At 64.4% G+C, this 22987-nt stretch carries 20 protein-coding genes; 12 read left to right on the top strand and 8 right to left on the bottom strand.

All coding sequences use genetic code 11. The features are described from left to right. Window positions 1-3: 3 nt before the first annotated feature. A complete protein-coding gene (locus tag GGC65_RS22630; RefSeq protein WP_192649218.1) occupies window positions 4-1983 on the bottom strand; it encodes a serine hydrolase domain-containing protein in 1980 nt (659 codons plus the stop codon). 142 nt (window positions 1984-2125) lie between these two features. Here GGC65_RS22630 and GGC65_RS22625 point away from each other — a divergent pair, with 142 nt between their 5' ends. Together GGC65_RS22625 and GGC65_RS22620 are read left to right on the top strand one after the other, a co-directional pair. Continuing rightward, the gene (locus GGC65_RS22625) at window positions 2126-2749 is read left to right on the top strand and encodes a helix-turn-helix domain-containing protein (RefSeq protein WP_192649217.1); all 624 of its coding nucleotides are present in this window, start codon (window positions 2126-2128) and stop codon (window positions 2747-2749) included. Between the two features lie 22 nt (window positions 2750-2771). Next, window positions 2772-4469 (top strand): N-acyl-D-amino-acid deacylase family protein, encoded by a 1698-nt coding sequence (locus tag GGC65_RS22620; RefSeq protein WP_192649216.1) that lies wholly within the window; start codon window positions 2772-2774, stop codon window positions 4467-4469. Here the strand turns inward: GGC65_RS22620 and GGC65_RS22615 are convergent. Together GGC65_RS22615 and GGC65_RS22610 are read right to left on the bottom strand one after the other, a co-directional pair. Beyond that, entirely contained in the window at window positions 4466-5377 is a 912-nt protein-coding gene (locus tag GGC65_RS22615; protein WP_318780225.1) for an oxygenase MpaB family protein, read from the bottom strand. The two genes, GGC65_RS22620 and GGC65_RS22615, sit on opposite strands and share 4 nt — an antisense overlap. A gap of 14 nt (window positions 5378-5391) precedes the next feature. Continuing rightward, the gene (locus GGC65_RS22610) at window positions 5392-7833 is read right to left on the bottom strand and encodes a TonB-dependent receptor (protein ID WP_225940966.1); all 2442 of its coding nucleotides are present in this window, start codon (window positions 7831-7833) and stop codon (window positions 5392-5394) included. 148 nt (window positions 7834-7981) lie between these two features. Here GGC65_RS22610 and GGC65_RS22605 point away from each other — a divergent pair, with 148 nt between their 5' ends. Further along, entirely contained in the window at window positions 7982-8731 is a 750-nt protein-coding gene (locus GGC65_RS22605) for a helix-turn-helix transcriptional regulator (RefSeq protein WP_192649214.1), read from the top strand. 49 nt (window positions 8732-8780) lie between these two features. After that, a complete protein-coding gene (locus GGC65_RS22600) occupies window positions 8781-9911 on the top strand; it encodes an acyl-CoA dehydrogenase family protein (RefSeq protein ID WP_192649213.1) in 1131 nt (376 codons plus the stop codon). Here the strand turns inward: GGC65_RS22600 and GGC65_RS22595 are convergent. Continuing rightward, window positions 9908-10930 (bottom strand): acyl-CoA dehydrogenase family protein, encoded by a 1023-nt coding sequence (locus GGC65_RS22595; protein ID WP_192649212.1) that lies wholly within the window; start codon window positions 10928-10930, stop codon window positions 9908-9910. The two genes, GGC65_RS22600 and GGC65_RS22595, sit on opposite strands and share 4 nt — an antisense overlap. Window positions 10931-11153: 223 nt before the next feature. On the opposite strand from GGC65_RS22595, the gene GGC65_RS22590 reads away from it, so the two are divergent. Then, the gene (locus tag GGC65_RS22590) at window positions 11154-12065 is read left to right on the top strand and encodes a DMT family transporter (protein WP_192649211.1); all 912 of its coding nucleotides are present in this window, start codon (window positions 11154-11156) and stop codon (window positions 12063-12065) included. On the opposite strand, the gene GGC65_RS22585 is transcribed toward GGC65_RS22590, so the two are convergent. Continuing rightward, window positions 12062-12964 (bottom strand): hydroxymethylglutaryl-CoA lyase, encoded by a 903-nt coding sequence (locus GGC65_RS22585; protein ID WP_192649210.1) that lies wholly within the window; start codon window positions 12962-12964, stop codon window positions 12062-12064. The genes GGC65_RS22590 and GGC65_RS22585 overlap by 4 nt on opposite strands. Window positions 12965-13082: 118 nt before the next feature. On the opposite strand from GGC65_RS22585, the gene GGC65_RS22580 reads away from it, so the two are divergent. Further along, on the top strand, window positions 13083-14246 hold the full coding sequence (locus GGC65_RS22580; protein WP_192649209.1) for a CaiB/BaiF CoA transferase family protein: 1164 nt from the start codon (window positions 13083-13085) through the stop codon (window positions 14244-14246). Between the two features lie 4 nt (window positions 14247-14250). Further along, a complete protein-coding gene (locus GGC65_RS22575) occupies window positions 14251-14955 on the top strand; it encodes a glutathione S-transferase family protein (protein WP_192649208.1) in 705 nt (234 codons plus the stop codon). A gap of 3 nt (window positions 14956-14958) precedes the next feature. On the opposite strand, the gene GGC65_RS22570 is transcribed toward GGC65_RS22575, so the two are convergent. Both GGC65_RS22570 and GGC65_RS22565 read right to left on the bottom strand, forming a co-directional pair. Beyond that, on the bottom strand, window positions 14959-15684 hold the full coding sequence (locus GGC65_RS22570) for a glutathione binding-like protein (RefSeq protein WP_192649207.1): 726 nt from the start codon (window positions 15682-15684) through the stop codon (window positions 14959-14961). A gap of 1 nt (window position 15685) precedes the next feature. Next, a complete protein-coding gene (locus tag GGC65_RS22565) occupies window positions 15686-16192 on the bottom strand; it encodes a DUF3237 domain-containing protein (RefSeq protein ID WP_192649206.1) in 507 nt (168 codons plus the stop codon). A gap of 123 nt (window positions 16193-16315) precedes the next feature. Here GGC65_RS22565 and GGC65_RS22560 point away from each other — a divergent pair, with 123 nt between their 5' ends. Genes GGC65_RS22560 through GGC65_RS22550 form a run of 3 tightly spaced genes read left to right on the top strand, consistent with a single transcriptional unit; the run spans window position 16316 to window position 19802 of the window. Further along, window positions 16316-18586, top strand: a complete 2271-nt coding sequence (locus GGC65_RS22560; protein WP_192649205.1) for a TonB-dependent receptor — start codon at window positions 16316-16318, stop codon at window positions 18584-18586. 11 nt (window positions 18587-18597) lie between these two features. After that, entirely contained in the window at window positions 18598-19095 is a 498-nt protein-coding gene (locus GGC65_RS22555; protein ID WP_192649204.1) for a nuclear transport factor 2 family protein, read from the top strand. Next, window positions 19092-19802 carry a glutathione binding-like protein gene (locus tag GGC65_RS22550; RefSeq protein WP_192649203.1) on the top strand — a complete coding sequence of 237 codons (711 nt, stop codon included), beginning with the start codon at window positions 19092-19094 and terminating at the stop codon, window positions 19800-19802. Before GGC65_RS22555 ends, GGC65_RS22550 begins: the two co-directional genes overlap by 4 nt. 127 nt (window positions 19803-19929) lie before the next feature. Here GGC65_RS22550 and GGC65_RS22545 read toward each other — a convergent pair whose 3' ends face one another. Continuing rightward, on the bottom strand, window positions 19930-20697 hold the full coding sequence (locus GGC65_RS22545) for an SDR family NAD(P)-dependent oxidoreductase (RefSeq protein ID WP_192649202.1): 768 nt from the start codon (window positions 20695-20697) through the stop codon (window positions 19930-19932). A gap of 107 nt (window positions 20698-20804) precedes the next feature. Here GGC65_RS22545 and GGC65_RS22540 point away from each other — a divergent pair, with 107 nt between their 5' ends. Both GGC65_RS22540 and GGC65_RS22535 read left to right on the top strand, forming a co-directional pair. Continuing rightward, entirely contained in the window at window positions 20805-22100 is a 1296-nt protein-coding gene (locus GGC65_RS22540; RefSeq protein WP_192649201.1) for a spinster family MFS transporter, read from the top strand. Further along, window positions 22097-22984, top strand: a complete 888-nt coding sequence (locus tag GGC65_RS22535) for an SDR family NAD(P)-dependent oxidoreductase (RefSeq protein ID WP_192649200.1) — start codon at window positions 22097-22099, stop codon at window positions 22982-22984. Before GGC65_RS22540 ends, GGC65_RS22535 begins: the two co-directional genes overlap by 4 nt. The last annotated feature ends 3 nt before the right edge of the window (window positions 22985-22987 follow it).

Here is a 22987-nt window from a genome sequence, read left to right as displayed (position 1 = left end):
CCATCAATAGACCATCCCGAAGCCGTAGAGATGGAAGGCGAGCGTCACCCACACGAGGACCAGAGCGGCGAGGATCAGGAGCACCGCGCCGAGCTTCATCGTCCAGCGGCGCTTGTCCTTGATGCTGAGCCACAGGTGCCAGCCCGCGGTGATCAGCAGCCCGAAGGCGGCAAGCGGCGTTACGATGCGCAGCAGGTTGATCAGCCAGTCGAGCGGACCGCCGATGCTGCCGATATCGGCCGAGAAGGCCGCGATCAGGCCGAACCAGCCCGCGAGCGCGCCGATCGCGAGCCACGCAAACACACGCGACAGGCGGTAAGCGCGCCGCGCCTTGCCTTCGAGCGCGAAATCGGCCTTGAAGCTGCGGCGCACGAGCGCGCGCACCGGCCAGGCCAGCGCCGCGAGCAGGATGATGCCGAAAGCGAAGATCAGCGCCGGGTTGAGCCAGGCAGCGTTCACGGCGAACGGCGCCGGTTCGAACACCATGAAGGGCGAGCCGCCATCGACGCTCCAGCGCACGACGCGGCCGTCCTTGACCTCGGCCGCGACGCGTTCGCCGGTGCCGGTGTCGCGCCACACGAAGGGCTCGACCTCGACCCAGTCGCGCGCGCCGGCACCAAGGCCGTCGAGCGCCGGGAGCGTGATCTTGCCATCATCGGTCAGCGAGATCGTCGTCTGCCCGAGCAGGCCGAACAGGCTCATGAAGTTGGTGAACGATCCGCGGCTGCTGATGTAATTGCCGACCATCATCTGCGCGTGCTGCGCCGCGGTCTTTGCATCGACCTGACCCGGCTTTTCGGTGCCCGGCAGATAGCGGTCGGCGAATTTGTGGAACAATGCGCTGCGGATCGCACCCGCGTCGCCCGCTTTCCCTGCGCTGTTCATCGAGATGTAGACGCCGATGTCGGCGTCGGGGAACAGCCATAGATAGGAGTGGAACCAGACGGTGTCGCCGCCATGCGCGATCGCGCGGTGGCCGTTGACCCATTGTTCGTAGAAACCGAGCGCCATGCTGTTGAGCGGACCGACGCCGGGCGCCTTGAAGTCGTGCATCTGCTTCGCGGTTTCGGGCTTCAGCAGCCCGGCACCGTTATTGAGGTGCGCGATCATGAACTTGCCCATATCGGCCCCGCTCGCCGACAGGCTGCCGGCGGGCGCCGGGATCACCATCTCGAACGGCTTCGCCTTTTGCGTGATGTCGGGATAACCCTTCGACATATGCGGCGCGAGACTGGCGGGAAGCGGCTGGCGGAACGACGAATGCGTCATGTTCAGCGGCTTGAAGATGTGGTTTTCGATATAGTCGTCGAACGGCTCGCCGCTGACACGCTCGACGATATAGCCGGCGAGCGCGGTAGCATAGTTCGAGTAAGCGGGCGTCGTGCCCGGCGCGAAGACGCGGTCGGGCAGCGCAAGCGGCATCTGCTTTTTCAGCGTCATCACCGCCTTGGGGTCGCTGCTGATCAGGTAGCGCACCGATTCCTGGAAACCTGCGGTGTGCGTCATGATGTTGCGCATCGTGACCGGCTTGCCCTGATAGGGCGGAATCTTGAAATCGAGATAGGTGTTCACGTCCTTGTCGAGGTCGATCTTGCCCGCCTCGACCTGCTGCATCACCGCAGTCCAGGTAAACAGCTTCGACACTGAACCGGGACGGAACAACGTGCTCTCGGGCAGGACCGGCGCTCGCTTGGCGACGTCGGAGAAGCCATAGCCCTTTTCGAGCACGACCTGATTGCCGCGCACGACGACGACGACCGCGCCCGGGATGCGCGCGCGTTCGAGCGCGTAGGGCAGATAGCCATCGAGCCAGGCCTCAAGGTCCTTGGCGTCGAGCGCGACGGGCGCCGCGGCAGTTTTCGCGACCGGAACGGCAGCGGCTTCGACTTTCTTTACGGCGGGTGCAGGCACTGGCCCCTGCGCCGCCAGCGGCAGCGCGGCAAAAGCCGCCAGCCCGATCATCGCCTTTCGGATGAAACGCATCGCTTTCCCCTTTTCGTTTTCGCGGCCTGTCACATCTTGCAGCAAGCCGCGCGACCCCTTACCAAGGGACCAACATCTATTGGCCCGATGGGGACATAATGATCCTGATTAGAAAATTGTCAAATATGGAATGGAAAAACTGATGGCGGATGGGGCGACACCGCCGACGCTGGGCGCGGTGATGAAGGGCATACGCGCCCGCAACGGCTGGACACTCAAGGAAATGAGCGCGAAATCGGGCATCCCGGTATCGACGCTGTCGAAGGTCGAACATGACCGGCTGACGCTGAGCTATGACAAGTTGCAGCAGCTCAGCCAGCGACTCAACATCCGCATGTCCGACCTGTTCGCGGAGGACGAGGAGGATACGACGCCGCGGGTGACGGGACGCCGGAGCATCGGGACGATCGAGCGCGCGGCGCGCGTGACGACCGATAATTACGACTATCATTATCTCTGCACCGATTTGCGCCAGAAGCGGATGATCCCGATCATCACGCGCATCCGCGCCCATAGCGCGCGCGAGTTCGGCGAACTCGTCCACCATCAGGGCGAAGAGTTCATCTATGTCCTCGAAGGCCGGATCGAGGTGCACAGCGAATTCTATGACCCCGTCACACTCGAGGTCGGCCAAGGCATCTATATCGATTCGTCGATGGGCCACGCCTATGTCGTCGCCGAGGGATTTGAGGAGGCGTTGGTGCTCGGCGTCTGTTCGAGCGCCGACGACGGGTTGATGGACAGCTTGATGAGCCTGCACGGCTAAACCCCAGCTTTCGGAGAGACATATGGCATCGCAGCGGCGCTTCGCACCTTCCTTCGTGCTGCTGTGCAGTTCGATGCTCCTGTCCGCATCGGCGGCCGCTGAGGCGCCCACCTATGACCTGATCATCCGCGGCGGGACGATCTACGACGGATCGGGCAAGGCGCCGGTCGTCGGCGATGTCGCGATCAAGGACGACCGGATCGTTGCGGTCGGCAAGGTCGATGGCAGCGCCAAGACCGAAGTCGCAGCGAAGGGCATGGCGGTCGCGCCGGGGTTCATCAACATGCTGAGCTGGGCGACCGAGTCGCTGATCGCCGATCCCAAAAGCCAGAGCGACATCCGTCAGGGCGTCACGCTGGAAGTGATGGGCGAAGGCTGGTCGATGGGACCGATGAACGCCACGATGAAGGCGCTGGAGACTAAGCGACAGGGCGACATCAAATATCCGATCGAGTGGACCAGCCTGGGCGACTATCTGGGCTGGCTGGAAAAACGCGGCGTTTCAACCAATGTCGCGAGCTTCGTCGGCGCCGCGACCGTGCGCGTCCACGAACTGGGCGAAGGCGATGTCGATCCGAACCCCGAGCAGCTCGCACGCATGCGTGCGCTGGTGCGACAGGCGATGAACGATGGGGCGATGGGGGTCGGCAGCTCGATCATCTATGCTCCCGGCTCCTATGCCGAAACCGACGAGCTCGTCGCGCTGACCAGCGAGGCCGCCAAATGCGGCGGCATGTATATCAGTCACATGCGCTCCGAAGGCGACCGGATCGAGGAAGCCGTCGACGAGCTGATCGACATTTCGCGCCGCTCGGGGGCGCCGGCCGAAATCTATCACCTCAAAATGGCGGGTCGCAGCAACTGGGGCAAGCTCGACACGATCGTGAAAAAGATCGAGGACGCGCGCGCCGCGGGGCTGAAGATCACGACCGACATGTACACCTATACCGCGGGCGCGACGGGGCTCGACGCGGCGATGCCGACCTGGGTGCAGGCGGGCGGGCTCGAGGAATGGATCAAGCGGCTGAAAGACCCCGCGATCCGTGCGCGGGTTGCCGCCGAAATGAAACAGCCGGGCAGCGACTGGGAAAATCTCTATTTCGGCGCGGGCGCCGACAAGATGATCCTGTCGGGGTTCAAGAATGACGCACTCAAGCCGCTGACCGGCAAGACGCTCGCCGAGGTTGCGGCGATGCGCGGCAAACCGGCCGAGGAAGTCGCGATGGACCTTGTCGTCGAGGATGGCTCGCGCGTCGGCACCGTCTATTTCCTCATGTCCGAAGATAATGTGCGCAGGCAGATCCAGCTGCCGTGGATGAGCTTCGGGTCGGATGCTGCGTCGCAGGCGACCGAGGGCGTCTTCCTGAAATCGGGCGCGCATCCCCGCACCTATGGCAATTTCTCGCGGCTGCTCGGCCGCTATGTTCGTGACGAGAAGCTGATTCCGCTCGAACAGGCGGTGTACCGGCTCACCACCCTGCCCGCGACCAATTTGGGCATCAAGGATCGCGGCGCGCTGAAGCCCGGCTATTATGCCGATGTCGTGGTGTTCGATCCGGCAACGATCGGCGACCGCTCGACCTTTGAGAAACCGCACCAATATTCGGTCGGGATGCGCGACGTCTTCGTCAATGGCGTCGGGGTACTGCGGAACGGCGAGCATAGCGGCGCGACGCCGGGGCGTGCAGTACGCGGCGCGGGCTGGAACCGTTGCAGCTAGGCCGCGATTGAAAGGCCCGCCAGTAGGCGCAGCTGTTCGGCGCGCGATTTGAACAGGAAGTCATAGGGCAGTCCAAGCCGAACGCTTGCCTTGCAGTGCGGCGCCGCACGATCGACATGGCGATCGGCGAGACGGCCGGCGAACCGGAGCGCCGTGCGATCGAAGCGCGTCAGGTCGAAACGCGAACCAAGATCGAGCCGCTGCCGGATATGCGCCGGAAGCAGCGACACCGAGGCGCGCGCGATCGCGCGATGGAGGAAGCGCGGCACGCCCGGCGCGGCGCGGCCGGACTGGATAATATCGAGGAATTCGAAGATGATCGGGTGCGGCTCGAAGCCGGGTTCGAGCGCGTCCATCATCGCCATGAAGGCGGCAACCGTAGGCGGCGTGTGCCGCGCCCCGAACTCGCGACCGATCGCGTCGCCGTCGGCCATGAAGCGGTCCTTGTCGGCGTCGCTCAGCGGATGGACGAAGCGGTCGTAAGCCATCAGGAAGCCGTAGGAGGCGGTTGCCGCAACCCAGTCGAGCAGCACGGGATCGAGCGCGCGATATCGGGTGCCGCCGGGCGTCTCTCCCTTCACCTTGCCGTGCATCCTGTTAACCTGCCCAATGACCGCTTTCGCGCTGCTCTCCGGCCCATAGCAGGCTAGCATTGCGACCAGCCCGGTGCGGCGCGAACGGCCGATCGGGTCGGCCTTATAGGTCGAATGATCCCACACCCCCGACCGGATGCGCGGCTCGGCGAATTCGAGCAGCACCGCCGCGATACCGCCGATACCGAGCGCGATCGGATTCTTGTAGATGCGCCACTGGACGCTGTCGGGCGCGAGCAACGCGGGTTCGCCGACGGGGGCCGCGAAGTCGATCGCGGTCCCCAGATACTCATCCTGCATCGGCAATCGCGCCACGCGGCCTTCCTCCTTTAGAAGTCATAACCCAGCGTAAGCCCCCAGGTTCGCGGCTGGTTGGCGAAACGCACGACGACGTTGGCGTTGCTGGCGACCGCCGACCAATAATATTTGTCGAACAGATTCTTTGCCCACAGCGACACCGACCAGCCGCTTTCGTCCTTGAGGCCCAGGCTGGCGTTGACCGTGCCATAGGCATCGACCTTGTAGAGATCGAGATCCTCGAAGATCGTGTTCGACTTGCTCTGGTAGCGCGCGCTAACGGCGCCCGTCAGGTTGACGGTGTCCGTGACCGGCGTGTCATAGGCGATGGTCACGCTGCCCTGGAATTTCGGGCTGTAGATGAACTCGGCGCCGTCGAAATTCTCGGGCTGCCCCGCGGCATTGGTGCCGTTGTAATCATTGATCCGCGTCTTCAGATACAGCGCGTTGGCAGCGATCGTCAGCCCCGTCGCCGGCCGGATCGTCAGCTCACCCTCGACGCCGTAAGCTTCGCTGTCGGGGACATTGTCGAGGCGCGAGAGCGCCGTGTAGATCGGATCGGCGAAATAGGTGCTGATCTGCTTGTCGGCATAATCATAATAGAACGCCGAGAGATTGGCCTGCACCAGCCGGTCGGCGAGCGTCGCCTTCACGCCGATTTCATAGGCCGTCAGCTTCTCCTGCTTCACCGGCGCATTCTGCCGCGCAAGGTTGGCGGCATTGATCGGCGTCGTCCCCGACTTATAGCCGCGCGAAACCGACGCATAGAGCAAGGTGTCATCGTTCGGCGACCAGTCGAGCGCGACGCGCCAGGCGAGATTGTCTTCCTTGAGCAGCGACTGGACCTCGCCGAACGTCCCCGTCACGGGATCGAAGGTGTTGCACTGACCCTGCGAAATCTGCGCCGCAAGCACGCCATAGGTTTGCAGGTAGAGCGCGCGGTTCACGACATTGACGTTGGGCAGCATATTGCCGTTGAAGTCGCGCGAGCAGCCATTGTAGCGCTGCTTGTCCTCGGTGTAGCGCAGCCCGACGGTCAGCTTGAGCTGGTCGGTCAGTTCGGCATCGGCGTTACCGAAAACGCTCCACGTCTTGGTGCGGATGCGTCCGAAATCCTCATAGGTACGAAAAGCCTGGCTGAGCTGGAGCGGCGTATAGCCCCCCGAATTGAAGATCGGGCTCGCGAGCAGCGGCGCACCCGCCGCACGGATCAACCCGACATTGGCATTCTGCCCGAGCAGCGTGCGGTTCGAATCGATGATGCGGTCGTTGGCGTAATAGGCGCCGACGAGCCAGTTCACCGCGCCCGCTTCACCCTCGACATGCAGCTCCTGCGCAAAGCTCTTGATCCGCCCGACGGTATTCTGGAGCAGGATTTCGAACGGCGCACCGCTCCAGTCGGAGAGCGCGTTGCGCTTGAAGTCGTTGTAGCTCGTGAGCGAGACGAGCTTCATCGTCTCGCCCAGATCCTGATCCCAGCGCAGCTTCAATCCCCAGAAGCGGTTGTCCTCAGCGAGCGGGCCGTCGAGCCCGAGTCCGGTGCCGATATCGGCCGAGCGCGATGCTTCGGGCGCCCAGTCGGCCTGGCTTGCCTTCGTCGGGAAATTGTTCGCCAGATAGGTGGCAAGCCCCGGCGCGTTAAAGAAACGCGAGTTGCTCGTACCCGTCGTCGGATTGGTCGCGGGCGTGAAGCCGATCCCCTGCCCGGCCACCGTGTCAGACTTGTTTCGCCACCATGTGACCGACAGGTCGAAATGCGTACCCGGCGCCGGATCGATCGCGAGCGAGCCGCGTAAGCCGAGCTTGTCGACCTCGCCGAGCCGTTCGCCCCGCGTGTTGCTGACCTGCCAGCCCTTGTCGCTATTCTCGCTGCGGAAGGCGATGCGCGCCGCGATCCCCTCGCCGAGCGGGCCCGAGATATGGCCGCCGATATTATACGTCTGATAATTGCCCAGATCGGCCTTGATGCTGCCCTCGAAACTGTCGGTCGGCTTCGCGGTGATGAAGTTGATCAGCCCCGCCGTCGTGTTACGGCCATAGAGCGTGCCCTGTGGCCCCTTGAGCACCTCGACGCGCTCCAAATCCATCACCGGCCCAGTGTTCATGATCGGATAGGCATAGGCGACTTCATCGACATAAGTGCCCACGGTCGAGGTCGACGAGAGGTTGATCGTGTTGAACCCGATTCCGCGGAGCGTATAGGTCGGCACGCCCTGATAGCTTTGCGAGACGGTGAAGCTCGGCGCCACCGTGGTCAGGTCGCGCATGTCGGTGACGCGCAGGCTTTCGAGCGTTGCGGCGTCGACCGCCTGGATCGCCATGCCAACGTCGTTCATCGATTCAGCGCGGCGCTGCGCGGTGACGATGATGTGGCCTTCGGCCGCCACGCTGTCGGGTGCGGTTTCCTCGGCAGCAAAGGCCGGTGCCGCGACAACAAGGCTCATCGCCGTGCCCGCGCCCAGGAAAATACGCATTGCCTTCATCACTCATCCTCCCTCAAACACCTTGTCGCGGGGCTCGTCGTTGTGCGAGCGTCGCGCGAAACCGGACCGTGACAGAACAAAGGATTGCGGCCGAGCGAACAAGCTGACACCTGTGTCAGGATAGCGGAGGGACGAGCGCGTGACCGATCAAAGGGCCGAATGCTGGGCAGAGATGCCCGCGCTGATCGCGGCGGTACAAACCGCTGGCGACGCAATCGGCCTGCCCTATGTCGCCGCGCAGGCCGATCTGGGTGACCCCGAGCCGATGAGCGACGAGGAAGGTCGCCCCTATGCCGAAACCAGCTTCAACTGGGTCGATCCGAGTTACGCCTATTGGCGCGACCGCAAGCTGGCGCTGCAACTCGCCTTCCTGACAGCAGCGCGGCTCGTCGCCGAACCCTTCTATTACAGCGACGGCCGGCTTGGCACCTGGCGGCCGACGCACCTGCTCGATGAGGTCGACTGCTCACAGGCGCGCAACACACCCAATTTCGGCGACGCGATCATTGCGCCGGTGCACCTGCCGCGCGGGCTCGTCGGCGCGGTCTTCTGGTGTTCGCGCGAACCCGTCGGGGTCGAGACGATCTTTGCCGCACAGGCCGGCCATCTGCACAACCTCGCGGTCAAACTGATCGCGACGCACAACGAGGCCCGCGGGCGCCCGCGCAACGCGACGGTGCCGCAAACGCTGACGCGCCGCGAGGTGCAGTGCCTGCGCTGGGCGGCGGCCGGCAAGACCGACGGCGAGATCGGGATCATCTTGTCGCTGTCGGTGTCGACTGTGCGTTTCCACCTGCGCAACGCGGCCGCCAAGCTTGGCGCGACGGGACGCGCGCAATCGATCCAGATCGCCGCCGGGCTCGGTTTTGTCGGTGCGCGCGCCGCCTGATGCAGGTGCCAGCTTGGCCCTGCCGCGCGGCGACCTACAAGTCCGGGGCATGGACATGCTGAACGACCCGGCCCTTACAGCCTTTCGCGAAGACGTTCGCGCCTTCCTTGCCGCGCATCTGCCCGACGATATCCGCCATGGCGCGGCGCGCGCGACAAGCGTCTTCGTCGACCCCGCCATTTCGCTGCCGTGGCAGCGCATCCTTCACACCAAAGGCTGGGCGGCTCCCGACTGGCCGGCCGAGTTCGGGGGCCCGGGCTGGAGCGAGGTCGAGCGCTATATTTTCGCCGCCGAATGTGCCGAGGCCGGAGCTCCCAATCTTGCACCGATGGGGCTGAAGATGGTCGCACCGGTCATCATGCATTATGGCAGCCCCGAACAGCGCGCCCACTACCTGCCGCGCATCCTGTCGGGTGAAGATTATTGGTGTCAGGGCTTTTCGGAGCCCGGCGCGGGATCGGACCTAGCCGCGTTGCAACTGCGCGCGACGCCCAATGGCGACGACTATATCCTGAACGGATCGAAGATATGGACGACGCACGCCCATTTTGCGAACCGCATGTTTGCGCTCGTGCGGACGTCGAGCGAGGGTAAACCGCAGGCGGGAATCAGCTTCCTGCTCCTCGACATGGGCTTGCCGGGGATCATGGTGGAGCCGATCCGCACGCTCGCGGGCGATCATGAGTTCAATCAGGTCTTCTTCGACGATGTCCGCGTCCCGCAGGCGAACCGGCTCGGCGGCGAGAATGAGGGCTGGTCGGTCGCAAAGCATCTGCTGACCTTCGAGCGCGGGGGTAAATATGCGCCGGGTCTGATCGGCCGGCTCGAACGGCTACGCGCCCGCGATGACATCGAACCGGTGTTGCGCGCGCAGCTCGACCGCGAAGCGGTGACGCTGAAGGCGTTGCAGGCGCTCGAGATGAAAGCGATGCGCGGCGTCGGCGGCAATGCCGCACTCTATGCGTCGGCGTTGAAGGTGCTGGGGACGGAGACGGCGCAGCGTATCGACACGCTCGCGTGCGAAGCCGCAGGCTATGCCGCGTGGGCCGACGCCGACGGACAGACACCCGCCGACCTCGCGGTCGCTGTGCCGCGCTACCTCAACGACCGCGCCGCGACCATCTATGCCGGGTCGAACGAGATCCAGCGCGACCTGATCGCGCGGACGATGCTCGGCTAGGACGCCCTGCCCGAAAAACGGGCAAGGTGATCGACGCAAGGCCCGAACGCCGCGGTGATCGCCAGCGCACGCTTGAAATGGCCACCAAGGCTCAGTTCCTCGGTGAGCCCCATGGCGCCATGAATCTGCACCGCGCTTTCGCCGACGATCCGCACGGCATCGCCGACCTCGACACACGCCGCGCTCACCGTCTGCGCGCGGTCGGCGCGATCCTGGTCGACCGCGAGAATTGCTGTTTCGGTGAGCGCAGCTGCCTTCATTGCAGCGAGTTGCATGTCGGCCGCGCGGTGGCGGAGCGACTGGAAGCGCCCGATCGGCGATCCGAACTGCGTGCGTTGGCCGAGATAGTCGATGCAGTCCGCGATCATCCGTTGCATCAGGCCGACGGCTTCGGCGCAGCGTCCCGCAAGGATCAGGTCGTTCGCATGGTCACCCCATGCGCGCGCCGCCTCGCCGCTCGCAAGCAGCGCGGCGTCGCCGGGTTTGAGCGTGAAGGCAAGGTCCGCCGAAACGCTGCCGTCGTGCATGATGCGGTGGCGCTGCTCGACCTTGTCGCCGTCGGCGCCGACAAGCAGCAGCGCTTCGTCGCTCGCGACGAGGAGCAGGTCGGCCTCCGCCGCACCCGCGACCAGCGCCGCACTGCCGCGAACCAGCCCATCTTCGACTGCCGGCATGGCCGCGGTCGACGCCGCACAGATGATCGCGATGCGCCGGCTCCCCGTTGCGAGGTCGGAAAGCGCCGGATACTCGGGCGCAACGCGCGCGAGGACCGAGGTCGCCGCGACGTGCGAAAGCCAGTCGGCGCCAGCAAGCGCCGGCCCCAGTTCGGCCATCACGACCGCGATGTCGATCATGCCGCCGCCGAAACCGCCGACATTTTCGGGCAACGCAATACCGGCCAGTCCGAGCGTTTCGCTCAGCTCGCGCCAGCCGGGGCGCTCATTGTCGGCGAGGAAGCGCTGGACGCTATCGCGCAGCATCTGTTGGGCTTCGCCAAGCGGCAGGTCGAGTTCGGCCACGTCAGATCCCCCACCCGGCAGGCCGTGTCGTTGCGTATAGTTGCGTCATTTGCTCTCCCTCGCCCTTCCTGCAACCTGCCGCACCGCGGGTCTAGCTGATTGGCGTGGCAGGTCTGACGCGGCGATTGGCGGAGGCCATATACTTAGTATTAAAACTATAGCATGGGGGCCGCATGCGAAGCTCGGGACGAGTCGATACGGCGGGACAGGACGCGAGGAAGGGATGAACCCGATCTGGCTCCCCGCATCGCTGTTCGGCGGCCTGTTCCAGGCGTGGCGTACCGCCCTGCAACAGCGCCTCCGCGCCGAACTCAGCGTCAGCGGCGCGGGGCTGGTCCGCTATCTTTACGGGCTTCCCTTCGCCCTCGCCTTTGCCGCGGTCTGGCTGACGCTGCGGCATGAAGCGGTCCCCGCGTTCGGAACGGCCTTCGTGGGCTTCGCGATCGCCGGCGCAATCACCCAGATGGCGGGCACGATCCTGCTGATCATGGCGTTCGGCCATCGCGGTTTCGTCGTCGGCACCGCTTTTTCCAAGACCGAGGCAGTGCAGGCGGCGCTCGTCACCGCGATCTTCCTCGGCGAAAGATTGCCGCTTCTTGCGTGGATCGGGATCGTTGCCGGGGTCGCGGGCGTGCTGGTGCTCGCGCTCGCCGGGCGTGGGGTGTCGGCGCGCGAGATATGGCGCGCGCTTGGCCAGCCCGCGGCGCTCTGCGGGCTCGGCGCCGGATCGATGTTTGCACTGGCCGCCATCGCGGTGAAGCTCGCGACCGCCGAACTCGAAGGCGTCGACCTGATCGGATCGGCGCTCGTCACGCTCGTCGTCGTGATGGGAATCCAGACCGGGCTGCACATGCTCTGGGTTGCGCTCCGCGACCGCGATACGCTGCGCGCGGTCTTCCGGACCTGGCGCAATTCGAGCCAGGTCGGATTGCTGTCGGCGCTGGGTTCGGCCTGCTGGTATATCGGCTTTGCCGCTGCGCCCGCCGCGCTGGTGCGCATCGTCGGGCAGGTCGAGGTGATCTTCACGATCGGCTTTGCGCATTTCTATCTGCGCGAGCCGGTGCGCTGGCACGAGATCCTCGGCCTGCTGCTCGTCGTCGGCGGCGTCGTAATGGCGCTGCTCGCAACCTTTTAGGGAAAGGCGGGCGCCTTGCTGACCATCGCGGGCAGCGGGCGATCCATCACGCCGGCGAGCCAGCCGGCCGCCTCGACGACCTGCGGAAGCCTTATACCGGTCTGGATGCCGCTGTTTTCGAGCATGTAGATCACATCCTCGGTCGCAACATTGCCCGCCGCACCGGGCGCGAAGGGACAGCCACCGAGCCCGCCGAGCGACGCGTCGACTATCGCCGCGCCTTCCCGCACCGCCGCCCAGACATTGGCGATCCCGGTACCGCGCGTGTTGTGGAAATGAACGCGCACCGGAAGGTCGCCGACCGCCTCGCGCACACGGCCGACCATCTCCGACACCTGCGCGGGCACGCCGACGCCGATTGTGTCGGCAAGTGCGATCTCGCGCGGGGCTGAATCGGCGGCGCGCTTCGCCATTTCGACGACGCGGTCGATCGCAACCTCGCCCTCGAACGGGCAACCGAACGCCGTTGCGATGGTGATCTGACCGCCCCGCCCCTCCGCCTTCGCCAGCGCGACGATCTCCATCGCTGCGGCAAGCGATTCATCCGAGCTTTGCCCCTGATTGCGGACACCGAACGTATCGCTCGTCACGCACACCGCACCGAGTTCATCGATCCGTCCTGTCGCGAGAGCGCGCTCCGCACCGCGGCGGTTGAGCACGAGACCGATATACGTAACATCGTCGCGATCGGGCAGTATCGCTACCAATTCCTCGGCATCGGCGAGCTGAGGCACCTTCTTCGGGTTGACGAAGCTCGTCACCTCGATCCGGCGGACACCATAATCGATCGCGCGGCGGATCAGCGCGAGTTTGTCGGCGGTCGACACGATCGCCGCCTCATTCTGCAACCCGTCGCGCGGGCCGACCTCGACCAGTTCCACGGCATGATTTTTCAACATCTTGCGTCCTGATTATCCTGAGTCATTTAGCAGGTTGAAAATTACATAGCATTCTAAGTATACAAAGGCCATGGGCGAGGCAGGTCGTCTTACCAGAGTCGGCCGCGAAAGGAATGATATGAGCGAGACGAGCAGCGGGGGCGCGCTGGAAGGCATCCGGGTGGTCGAGATGGGGCAGCTCATCGCCGGCCCGTTCTGCGGACAGCTCCTTGGCGACATGGGCGCCGAGATCGTCAAGCTCGAACCTCCGGTGACCGGCGACCAGATGCGCAACTGGGGCCAGGGCGACAAACCGAGCTGGTGGCGCGTGATCGCGCGCAACAAATATTCGGTCGCGGTCGACCTGCGCAGCGAAGACGGTCAGGCGCTTGCGCGCGAGCTGATCGCCAAGGCCGACATATTGATCGAGAATTTCCGTCCCGGAACGCTCGAAAAATGGAACCTCGACCCTGCCGAACTCCGCAAGACCAATCCCGGGCTGATCGTCGTGCGCGTGTCGGGTTATGGACAGACGGGCCCCTATTCGGCACGCGCCGGCTTCGGCGGCATCGGCGAGGCGATGGGCGGATGGCGCGGCATCGTTGGCTATCCCGACCTGCCGCCCGCGCGCATGGGCGTGTCGATCGGCGATACGCTCGCCGCTACCTATGGCTGCATGGGCGCACTCGCCGCGCTCCATCACCGCAGCAATACCGGCGAAGGCCAGATCGTCGATTCAGCGCTGTACGAGGCGGTGCTGCAAGTGATGGAATCGACCGTGTCGGACTATTCAGCGAGTGGCACCAAGCGCCGACGCACGGGATCGACGCTGCCCGCGATCGCACCGTCGAACGTCTATCCATGCCGCGACGGCGAATATCTGATCGGCGCCAATCAGGATGGCGTCTTCGCGCGGCTGGCGGCGGCGATGGGGCAGCCCGAACTCGCCAGCGACGACCGCTATGCCACCCACCGCGCGCGCGGGGTGCGGCAGGAGGAACTGGACGCGCTGATCGGCGAATGGACCGCAACGCTAACGATCGCCGAGCTCGAAACAAGGATGGTCGAGGCGGGCGTTCCCGCGGGCCGCGTTTTCGATGCCGAGGACATGCTGGCTGACCCGCATTTCGCGGCCCGAGAGGCGCTGGTGAGCGTTCCCGACGAGGAGTTCGGCGAGGTTACGATGCAGGGCGTCTTCCCGAAACTGTCGGCGACACCGGGCAGCGTACGCCGCCCTGCCCCGCTCACCGTCGGGCAGGATAGCGCCGACGTGCTGAAGCGTTGGCTCGGACGGGAGGTTTGACGCGATGATCACGCTCTACGGCGGCCCGACCCCCAATGCGCGCAAGATCGCGATCGCGCTGCTCGAAATGGGGCTCGAATGGCAGCTCGAATATATCGACATCCTCGCGGGCGATCAGCTGACGCCTGAATTCCTCGCGCTCAACCCGAACAACAAGACCCCGGTGATCGTCGACGACGAAGGGCCTGACGGCGAGCGGTTCGCGCTGTGGGAAACCGGCGCGATCCTGCTTTATCTCGCTGAAAAGACCGGGCGCTTCGTGCCGGCAGATCCGGTCGGGCGCGCAATCTGCTGGCAGTGGCTGATGTTCCAGGTGTCGGGCGTCGGCCCGATGTTCGGACAGGAGGCGCATTTCACCCATTATGCCAAGGACCGGCACGAATACGCCATCGCGCGCTACAGCCGCGAGGTCGACCGGCTGATGATGGTGATCGACAAGCGTTTGGGCGAATCCGAGTGGCTCGCCGGCGAGGAATATACAATCGCCGACATGGCGACCCTGCCCTATCTGCGCCGCCAATTGATCGAAAAGGCGGGGCAGTTTCCGAACGTTGACCGCTGGGGCGCCGCAATGCTCGAACGCTCCGCAGTCGCCGAGGGCATGAAGGTCGGCGTCGCGCGTGCTGAGACGATCGAGGGCGGCCTCACAGGCTTCACCGACGAACATCGCGCGATCCTGTGGGGCGACCGCCAACACGCGAAACGCTAGCCGTCAGTCATTGGCGACCGCCGCGTGGTTCGCGGCGCCGAACATGTTAGACCATCCCTTGTCGTCCAGCTTTTGGTGGCGCCCTACATATTTCGCCGGGGCTTTCAGATCCTCGCGCGCCATCGCGCGGGCGACCGCCGGGCGTTTGCGGATGCGCTCGAACCACCCATGCATCGCGGGCCATTCGTCGAGTCCCATACCCATCACGAACGCCGACGCGCGGCCCGGCCAGATCGCCATATCGGCGATCGTATAATCATCGCCTGCAACATAGGCGCTCTTCTCCAGCCGCTTCTCAAGCACGGTGAGCAGGCGTGTAAGTTCCTTCGTGTAGCGTTCGATCGCATAATCCTGCCCCGCCGGGGCATAGCGCAGGAAATGGCTCGCCTGCCCGCCCATCGGCCCGAGACCCGCGACCTGCCAGGTCAGCCATGACAAGGTCGCCGCGCGCGCGGCGCCCGATGCGGGCAGGAAACGCCCGCTCTTTTCGGCCAGATATTGGAGGATTGCACCCGACTCGAAAACAGCGACCGGCGCGCCTCCTTCCGACGGATCCTGATCGACGATCGCGGGCAGCTTGTGGTTCGGATTGATGCGCCCGAATTCGGCGGTCAGCTGGTCGCCCTCGAAGATGTCATAGGGGATGACGCGATAGGGCTCGCCGATTTCCTCCAGCATGATCGCGATCTTCTGCCCGTTCGGGGTCGCCGAATAATGGAGATCGATCATCTTACAGCACCTCGTGGATGACATGGCGGACGCCGAAATCGGTGCGCTCGCCGACGCCAACCGCGAGTACGCCGTTGAGCCAGCCATATTTCGCGCTCGCCGTTTCGAACACCGGCGCGATTCGCAGATAGTAGCGCGACGGATCAGCATCGGGCACATCCGGATCGGCAAAGCTCGCACGCACATCGTCGGGGATGATGTTGCGCCCGGTGTAGCTCAGATAGATGAGCTCGCCGTCGTCGGTCTGCCAAACCGCGCGGGCGTCGAAGGTGCCGACCGACGCATCGTCGCCCAGCCGCCCGCTGCGCGACCAGTTCCCGCCACCGGGTAGAACTATACCATTGATACGCGACCCGAAAAACCGGCCGCCACTGATATAGCCGAGCCGCTGGTCGCCAAAGGGCGATGCGCCGATTCCAATGATCCCGCCGCCCACTTCGAACTCGACGGTACACAGATGGCGTGTCGCCAGCGCCGATGCCCCGCCTCGCGAATTTTCTTCGTTCATGATGCGAATCCTCTTCCTGCCTATGGACAAGCATAAAACCATTAGTATACTAAGGGTCAATCAGATTGACGGATCGGAAGGCTTTCCGGGACCGGCAGCGATAGGCTCTATGGGAGGGTGACAATGAAGGCTCGCAACCAGTTTCTGCTGTCCGGCGTCGCGGCGATCGCGATGCTCGCCAATGCCGCACCGGCGATGGCGCAGGCGGCGCCCGCCGACACGGCGGATATCGACGACAGCAACACCAACGAAATCATCGTGACCGCGCAGAAGCGTGAGCAGAGCCTTCAAGACGTGCCGATCTCGATGGAGGTCGTCAGCGGCGCCAAGCTTGCCGAGTTCAACACGAGCGACATCAAGGCGGTGATGAACTACACGCCGAACGTCTTCGTCCAGTCGACCGCCGGCAACGACGTCATCTATATCCGCGGCTTCGGTTCGCCGCCGGCAAACTTCGCCTTCGACCAGTCGGTCTCGCTCTATGTCGACGGCATCTACGCCGGCCGCAACCGTCAGGCGCAGGCGCCCTTCTTCGACCTCGCGCGAGTCGAGGTGTTGCGCGGGCCGCAGGGCGCGCTCTTCGGCAAGAACACTGCCGCAGGTGCCGTCAGCGTCGTGTCGGCGGGTCCGACGAAGGACTTTGAAGGCGCGATCACCGGTCTTTACAACTTCGACCACAAGGGCACTGATTTCTCGGGCTATTTGTCTGGGCCAATCACCGACACATTGGGCGCGCGCTTTGCGTACAAGATCGTCAACCAGGACGGCTATATCTATAACCGCGCGACCGATCACGACGATCCCGAAATCAAGTCTCAGCTCCTGCGCCTGACGCTGAAATGGGAGCCGTCGGCCAATTTCGACTACACGGCGAAGGTCGAGTACGGAAACCGCGAAGTCATCGGCGGCATCACCGTGTCGAGCCCGCTGACCAGCGGACAGGATCCGCAGACCACGCGCTATCTCGAACGCTCGGCGCTCGGCGACGAGGGCAATGACAACAAGTCGGTGATGATCTCGGGCGTCGGCAACCTCGCGCTCGGCGATTTCACGCTGACCTCGGTCACGGGCTACAGCTGGTTCAAATCGAAGATCGTCAACGGCTTCGACCAGACGATCCCGAATAGCGGCGGCGCGTTCACGGCCAATTCGGTCTACAACGCCTTCCCCGAACGCTTCGACCAGGTTTCGCAGGAAATCCGGATCCTGTCGCCGACGGGCAAGACCTTCGAATTCATTGTCGGCGCCTATTATGACAAGTCGAACTACACGCTGGAGCAATATCAGGGCTTCAATATCCCGAGCCTCAATATCCCCGGTGTGATCGTCGGCCCCTATTTCGGCCGCATCGACAGCGTCTTCAACCAGGAAGCCGAAAGCTGGTCGGTGTTCGGACAGGGCACGTTCAACATCACGGATGCCTTCCGCGCGATCGGCAGCATTCGTTATTCGCACACCAAAAAGGACGGCGATTTCGCCGCACGCCTTGTCTACGGTTCGAACGGTGTCAACGGCCAGCCCTTTGCCCTGCGCCCGATTTCGAGCGCGGTAGGCAAAATCAGCGAAGGCAATGTCGATCCGTCGGTAACGCTGCAATATGATATCGCGCCGCGCATCATGATCTATGGGACGTGGGGCCGCGGTTCGAAATCCGGCGGTTTCGTGTCGAACACGCTCGGCACGACCAATGCGACCTTCACCTTCGAACCCGAACGGTCGGAGAATTTCGAGGCGGGCATCAAATCGACGTTAGCCGACGGCAAAATCGTCGCGAACGTCTCGCTCTATCACACCAAGTTCAAGGATTTGCAGGTTTCGGTCTACCAGCCCGCGACGTCGAGCTATCTGACCGGCAACGCCGCGGCTGCAACATCCAAGGGTGTCGAAGGATCGCTCAGCATCTATCCGATCGAGAATTTCGACATCAGCGCGTCGGCAGCTTATTCGGATATCAAATATGACGACTATCCGGGCGCGGCCTGCCTGGCATCGCAGGTCGGCTGTACGCCGGCAACGAACAACCTCGCCGGCTATCCCGTTGCTTATGCATCGAAATGGACCGGCAGCGTCACCGCGCACGCACGCTTCGACATGTCCGACGACCTGAAGTTCGACATCACCGGCGTCGCCGCGGGCCGCTCGAAATATTTCAACTCGGACAACCAGAGCCCGATCTTCGGCGTGCAGGGCGGCTATGTAAAGCTCGACCTGCGCGTCCAGCTTGCCGACCGCGACGACCGCTGGCACGTCGCACTCGTCGGCAAGAATCTGACGAACGAGAAGACGATCGGCAGCGCGTTCAACCTGCCCGCGCCGATCACGCCGGTTCCGCGCGCGATCCTGTACCTCGAACCCACGCGCAATATTTCGGTCGAGGCCGGGATCAAGTTCTAGGTTCGAATCCGATGTCCCAGGGATCGGCTGCAGCCCAAGCTTTCCTCGACCGGGAAGCGGCGGCTGCGGTCGTGACCTGTTACGCGAGCGCACTCGATGCGCGCGACTGGAGCGCCTACCGTGCGCTCTTCACCGACGAGATCGCGATCGACTATGGTTCGATCGGCTCGCTCGTCGCCACCATTCCCGCCGACGAGTGGACGAACCGTTGCCGCGCGCTCGAAGGGTTCGACGCGACGGCGCACCAATTGCACAATGTCGTCGCAACGATCGATGGCGACCGCGCGACGGTGACGAGTATCGTCGATGCGGTCCACGTCGTCGGCGTCGAGGACCGCGCGCTGCTCGGCGACCTGATCGGCCGCTACACCCACCGCTTGGTGCGGCAGGATGGGTGGAAGATTGCGGGCGTGACGCTGTCCGTTGTCGCCTACCCCGCGGGGAAAGAGGCTTTCGAAGCCGCTTTCGCTGCGGCGCGTACCATTTTCGCCGAAGGAAATACTGCATGATCGACGTCTATTTCACCCCGACGCCGAACGGCCACAAGGTGTCGATCATGCTCGAAGAGGTCGGGCTAGAGCACCAATTGCTCGCGATGAACATGCTCGAGGGCGACCATCTCACGCCCGAGTATCGGCGGATCAACCCGAACGGCCGCCTGCCCGCGATCGTCGACCATGACCCCTTAGGCGGCGGCGCGCCGCTGCCCGTTTTCGAGTCCGGTGCGATCCTGCTCTATCTGGCGGAGAAGAGCGGACAGCTTATTCCCGAAAGCCCGCGTCGCCGCAGCCAGGCGCAGCAATGGCTGATGTGGCAGATGGCAAGCTTCGGGCCGATGCAGGGTCAGGCGCATCATTTCATCCGCTATGCGCCCGAGGGACAGACCTATCCGGTCGAGCGTTATCGCAACGAGACGCTGCGCCTGCTCCATGTGCTCAACGGGCGCCTCAGCGAGGCCGACTATCTCGCCGAGGAATATTCGATTGCCGACATCGCGGCGTGGCCGTGGACACGGGCGATCCGCGCGATCGGGCTGACGCTCGACGATTATCCCGCGGTCGCCGACTGGTTCGCGCGGATCGGCGAGCGGCCCGCAGTGATCGCAGGGACCGACGTCAAGAACGCCGCCAACCTGTCGAGCGCGCGCCCGGTGCTGACCGAGGAGCAATGGTCGAACCTGTTCGGCAAAAATATGCTGGAAGCGCCGACGCGCTAGCCCCTTTGCTCCCCTCCCGCTTGCGGGAGGGGTTGGGGGTGGGCCAGCGACGGTGCAACTGCCCGCCCCGCTGCGACTAGCGAGCAAGCTCGCAAGTCTCGCTGCCCCTCCCGCAAGCGGGTGGGGATTAAACCGTGTCGGCGTGGCCCCATTGATATTCGACCTCGCCATTCAGCCGACGCACCGCAACCCAGTCGCCGCCTGCCAAGCTGTCGTCCTCGATCAGCGCCATGACGCTGCCGGCGATATCCTCGGGCCGGCACGCCTCATTGTTCGCCAGCACGGCCTCCATCCACTCGGACTTGCCGCCCGCGCCCGTCGTGTCGAGGATCGGCGTGTCGACCAGCCCGGGCAACATGCCCGCGACGCGGACATTGCATTCCTCTTTCAAGGGCGCGCAGCAGCGGGTGAACATCATCACCGCCGCCTTCGTCGTCGCATACATGGCGTCATAGAAACCGGTACCGAGGGCGACGGTCGAGACGGTGTTGATAATCACCCCGCCGCCGCGCTTCTTCATCGCCTGCACCGCGACCTGCGTTGCCGCGACGAGCGAGGTGATGTTGACGTCGATGATCCAGCGGAGGCGCGCCGCATCGACGTCAGGAAATTGCGGCAGGCCCGACACGACGCCGGCATTATTGTGCAGGATGTCGACGTCGCCGTGGGTCCGGAACCAGGCTTCGACCGCGGGCACATCGGAGAGGTCGAGAACATGCGTCGACACCTGCGCACCCTTCGCCGCGACCAACCGCGCGGTTTCGGCGAGCGCATCTGCCTTGACGTCAACGAGCCGGATCTCTGCCGCGCCGCGCTCCGCCAGCATCACCGCGGTCGCACGGCCGATGCCGCCCGCCGAACCCGTAACGATCGCGCTTTTGCCCTTGATATCCATCTCTTCTCTCCCGCTTATCTTGTCGCTACCGTAAAGCACATTGACAGATAAACTTAAATACCTAAGTATTTTTCGACCGAGAAGAATCGCGCGTTTTGGGGAGAGTTATGACCGAGGCCACCGCCGTTAACGCAGGCGCCGCAGCGTCGGACAGCGGCCTCGCGCTGCGTCGCAACGTCGCGCTCGTGATGCTGTTCATCGTCGGCACGATCAACTTCGTCGACCGACAGCTTCTGTCGGTGCTCGTCGAACCGATCCGCGCCGATATGGATTTCAGCGACACGCAATTCGGGCTGCTCACCGGCCTCGCCTTCGCGCTTTTCTATGCCGCGATGGGCGTTCCCGTCGCGATGATCGCCGACCGCTGGAACCGCGTGAAGCTGATCGGCATCGCCTGCGTCGTGTGGAGCGGCTTCACCGCCGCCTGCGGCATGGCGTCGAATTTCTGGCAGCTCGCGCTGATGCGCTTCGGCGTCGGCGCGGGCGAAGCGGGCGGCACCGCGCCCTCGCTCTCGGTCATCGCCGATTATTATCCGCCCGCGCAGCGCCCGTTGGCGATCGGGCTGTTCACGCTCAACGGCCCGTTCGGTGTGTTTGTGGGCGCGACCTTCGGCGCTTGGGCGGCCGCCAATATCGGCTGGCGCAACGCCTTCATCCTGATCGGCATCGTCGGGGTCATCGTCGCGCCGATCCTGATCTGGCTGGTCCGCGAGCCCGCGCGCGGCCAGATGGACACGCAAAAAACGGCCGACGAGGCGCTGCCCTTCAGCCAGAGCCTCGCGATGTTCTGGCGCCGCCCGTCGCTGCGCATGGTGATGATCGGCAGCGGACTTGCCGCTTTCACCAGCTATGGCATGCTCAACTGGATCCCGGCCTTCCTGATGCGGACGCAAAAGATGCCGCTCGAAGCGATGGCAACCTATTTCGGCCCGGCGGCGGGGATCACCTTCGGCATCGGGATCCTCGGCGGCGGCTGGCTGGTCAGCCACCGCGCGAAGGTGTCGGCGCGCGCCTATGGTTCGATCCCCGCGCTCGCCACCGCTGTGCTGATCCCGACCTTTATCGCCGCATTGCTCGTCGACAGCTGGCAGCTCTCGCTCGCGCTGATGCTGATCCCGATGGCGGCTTGTACCGCCTATGTCGCCCCTGCCCTCGCGCTCGTCCAAAACCTGACCCCGCCGCGCAGCCGCGCGACCGCCGCCGCGGTGCTGATGCTGATGTTCAACATCATCGGCCTCGGTCTCGGCCCGCTGTTCGCCGGGATCGTCAGCGACAGCCTGAAGCCCGAATATGGCGATGGCAGCCTCCGGTGGGCGCTGATGGCGCTGATGCCCTTCGCCGCCGCGGCCGGCATCGCCCAGTATCGCATGACGCGCTATCTCGAGCAGGATTTCGCCGAATGACCGACGTCGCGGGCAAGACGGCCTTCATCACCGGCGGAGCGAGCGGGCTCGGGCTGGCGACCGCCCGGGCACTCGCCGCAAGGGGGGCATCGGTGATCCTCGCCGATATCGACGCGGCGGGTGCCGAAAATGCGGCGGCTTCGCTGCGCGACGAAGGCGCGAGCGCGCTCGGCCTGCAGCTCGACGTCACCAGCGAGGAGAGCTGGGCCGAGGCGGGCGCAAAGGCGCGCGACTTCGGCCCGGTGCGTATCCTGTTCAGCAACGCCGGGGTCGGCGGCGGATCGGGGCCGTTCGAACAATATGACACCGACGTGTGGCGCTGGAACTATGCGGTCAACGCGCACGCGCATCTTTACGCCTGCCGGACCTTCCTCGCCGAGATGAAGGCGAGCGGCGAGCCATCGCATCTGGTCATCACCAGCTCGATGGTCGCGATCGTGCCGCCGCCGATTTCGGTCGCCTATATCAGTTCCAAATATGCGACGCTCGGCATCGCGATGGCGCTGCGCAACGAACTCGCCGAAAGCTGCGTCGATATTTCGGTGCTCATACCCGGCATGTCGGCGACGCGGATCGTCGAGACGACGCGCGAGCTGCGCCCGGTCGAAGTCGAGGCCGGCAAGGCCGCCGCGACCAGTCAGGCGATGCAGGGCGTACTCGCCGGCGGCATGTCGCCCGACAAGATCGGCGCGCGCGTCGTGGAGGCGATCGAGGCCGGCGAATATTGGATTTTCACCCACCCCGAATGGAAGGCCATGGCCGAACTGGTGACGCAGGACATGCTGTCGTCCTTCGGTCCCTCGGCCGATCCCGCTTACAGGGGCGACGATATCGACGGGCTGATCGCCGCCAATGGCGGCCGCATGTTCGGCGCGAAAGCTTAAGGA

Source organism: Sphingopyxis sp. OAS728, assembly GCF_014873485.1.
Lineage (GTDB): Bacteria > Pseudomonadota > Alphaproteobacteria > Sphingomonadales > Sphingomonadaceae > Sphingopyxis.
The sequence above is the reverse complement of the archived record's forward strand: the minus strand, read 5'-3'. Positions and strand labels throughout refer to the sequence as shown.

Bases quoted from the DNA above. Each gene is read 5' to 3' on its own strand.
- GGC65_RS22630 (WP_192649218.1), bottom strand. From the start codon at position 1,983: ATGCGTTTCATCCGAAAGGCGATGATCGGGCTGGCGGCTTTTGCCGCG.
- GGC65_RS22625 (WP_192649217.1), top strand. From the start codon at position 2,126: ATGGCGGATGGGGCGACACCGCCGACGCTGGGCGCGGTGATGAAGGGC.
- GGC65_RS22620 (WP_192649216.1), top strand. From the start codon at position 2,772: ATGGCATCGCAGCGGCGCTTCGCACCTTCCTTCGTGCTGCTGTGCAGT.
- GGC65_RS22610 (WP_225940966.1), bottom strand. From the start codon at position 7,833: ATGCGTATTTTCCTGGGCGCGGGCACGGCGATGAGCCTTGTTGTCGCG.
- GGC65_RS22600 (WP_192649213.1), top strand. From the start codon at position 8,781: ATGGACATGCTGAACGACCCGGCCCTTACAGCCTTTCGCGAAGACGTT.
- GGC65_RS22590 (WP_192649211.1), top strand. From the start codon at position 11,154: ATGAACCCGATCTGGCTCCCCGCATCGCTGTTCGGCGGCCTGTTCCAG.
- GGC65_RS22585 (WP_192649210.1), bottom strand. From the start codon at position 12,964: ATGTTGAAAAATCATGCCGTGGAACTGGTCGAGGTCGGCCCGCGCGAC.
- GGC65_RS22580 (WP_192649209.1), top strand. From the start codon at position 13,083: ATGAGCGAGACGAGCAGCGGGGGCGCGCTGGAAGGCATCCGGGTGGTC.
- GGC65_RS22575 (WP_192649208.1), top strand. From the start codon at position 14,251: ATGATCACGCTCTACGGCGGCCCGACCCCCAATGCGCGCAAGATCGCG.
- GGC65_RS22570 (WP_192649207.1), bottom strand. From the start codon at position 15,684: ATGATCGATCTCCATTATTCGGCGACCCCGAACGGGCAGAAGATCGCG.
- GGC65_RS22565 (WP_192649206.1), bottom strand. From the start codon at position 16,192: ATGAACGAAGAAAATTCGCGAGGCGGGGCATCGGCGCTGGCGACACGC.
- GGC65_RS22560 (WP_192649205.1), top strand. From the start codon at position 16,316: ATGAAGGCTCGCAACCAGTTTCTGCTGTCCGGCGTCGCGGCGATCGCG.
- GGC65_RS22555 (WP_192649204.1), top strand. From the start codon at position 18,598: ATGTCCCAGGGATCGGCTGCAGCCCAAGCTTTCCTCGACCGGGAAGCG.
- GGC65_RS22550 (WP_192649203.1), top strand. From the start codon at position 19,092: ATGATCGACGTCTATTTCACCCCGACGCCGAACGGCCACAAGGTGTCG.
- GGC65_RS22545 (WP_192649202.1), bottom strand. From the start codon at position 20,697: ATGGATATCAAGGGCAAAAGCGCGATCGTTACGGGTTCGGCGGGCGGC.
- GGC65_RS22540 (WP_192649201.1), top strand. From the start codon at position 20,805: ATGACCGAGGCCACCGCCGTTAACGCAGGCGCCGCAGCGTCGGACAGC.
- GGC65_RS22535 (WP_192649200.1), top strand. From the start codon at position 22,097: ATGACCGACGTCGCGGGCAAGACGGCCTTCATCACCGGCGGAGCGAGC.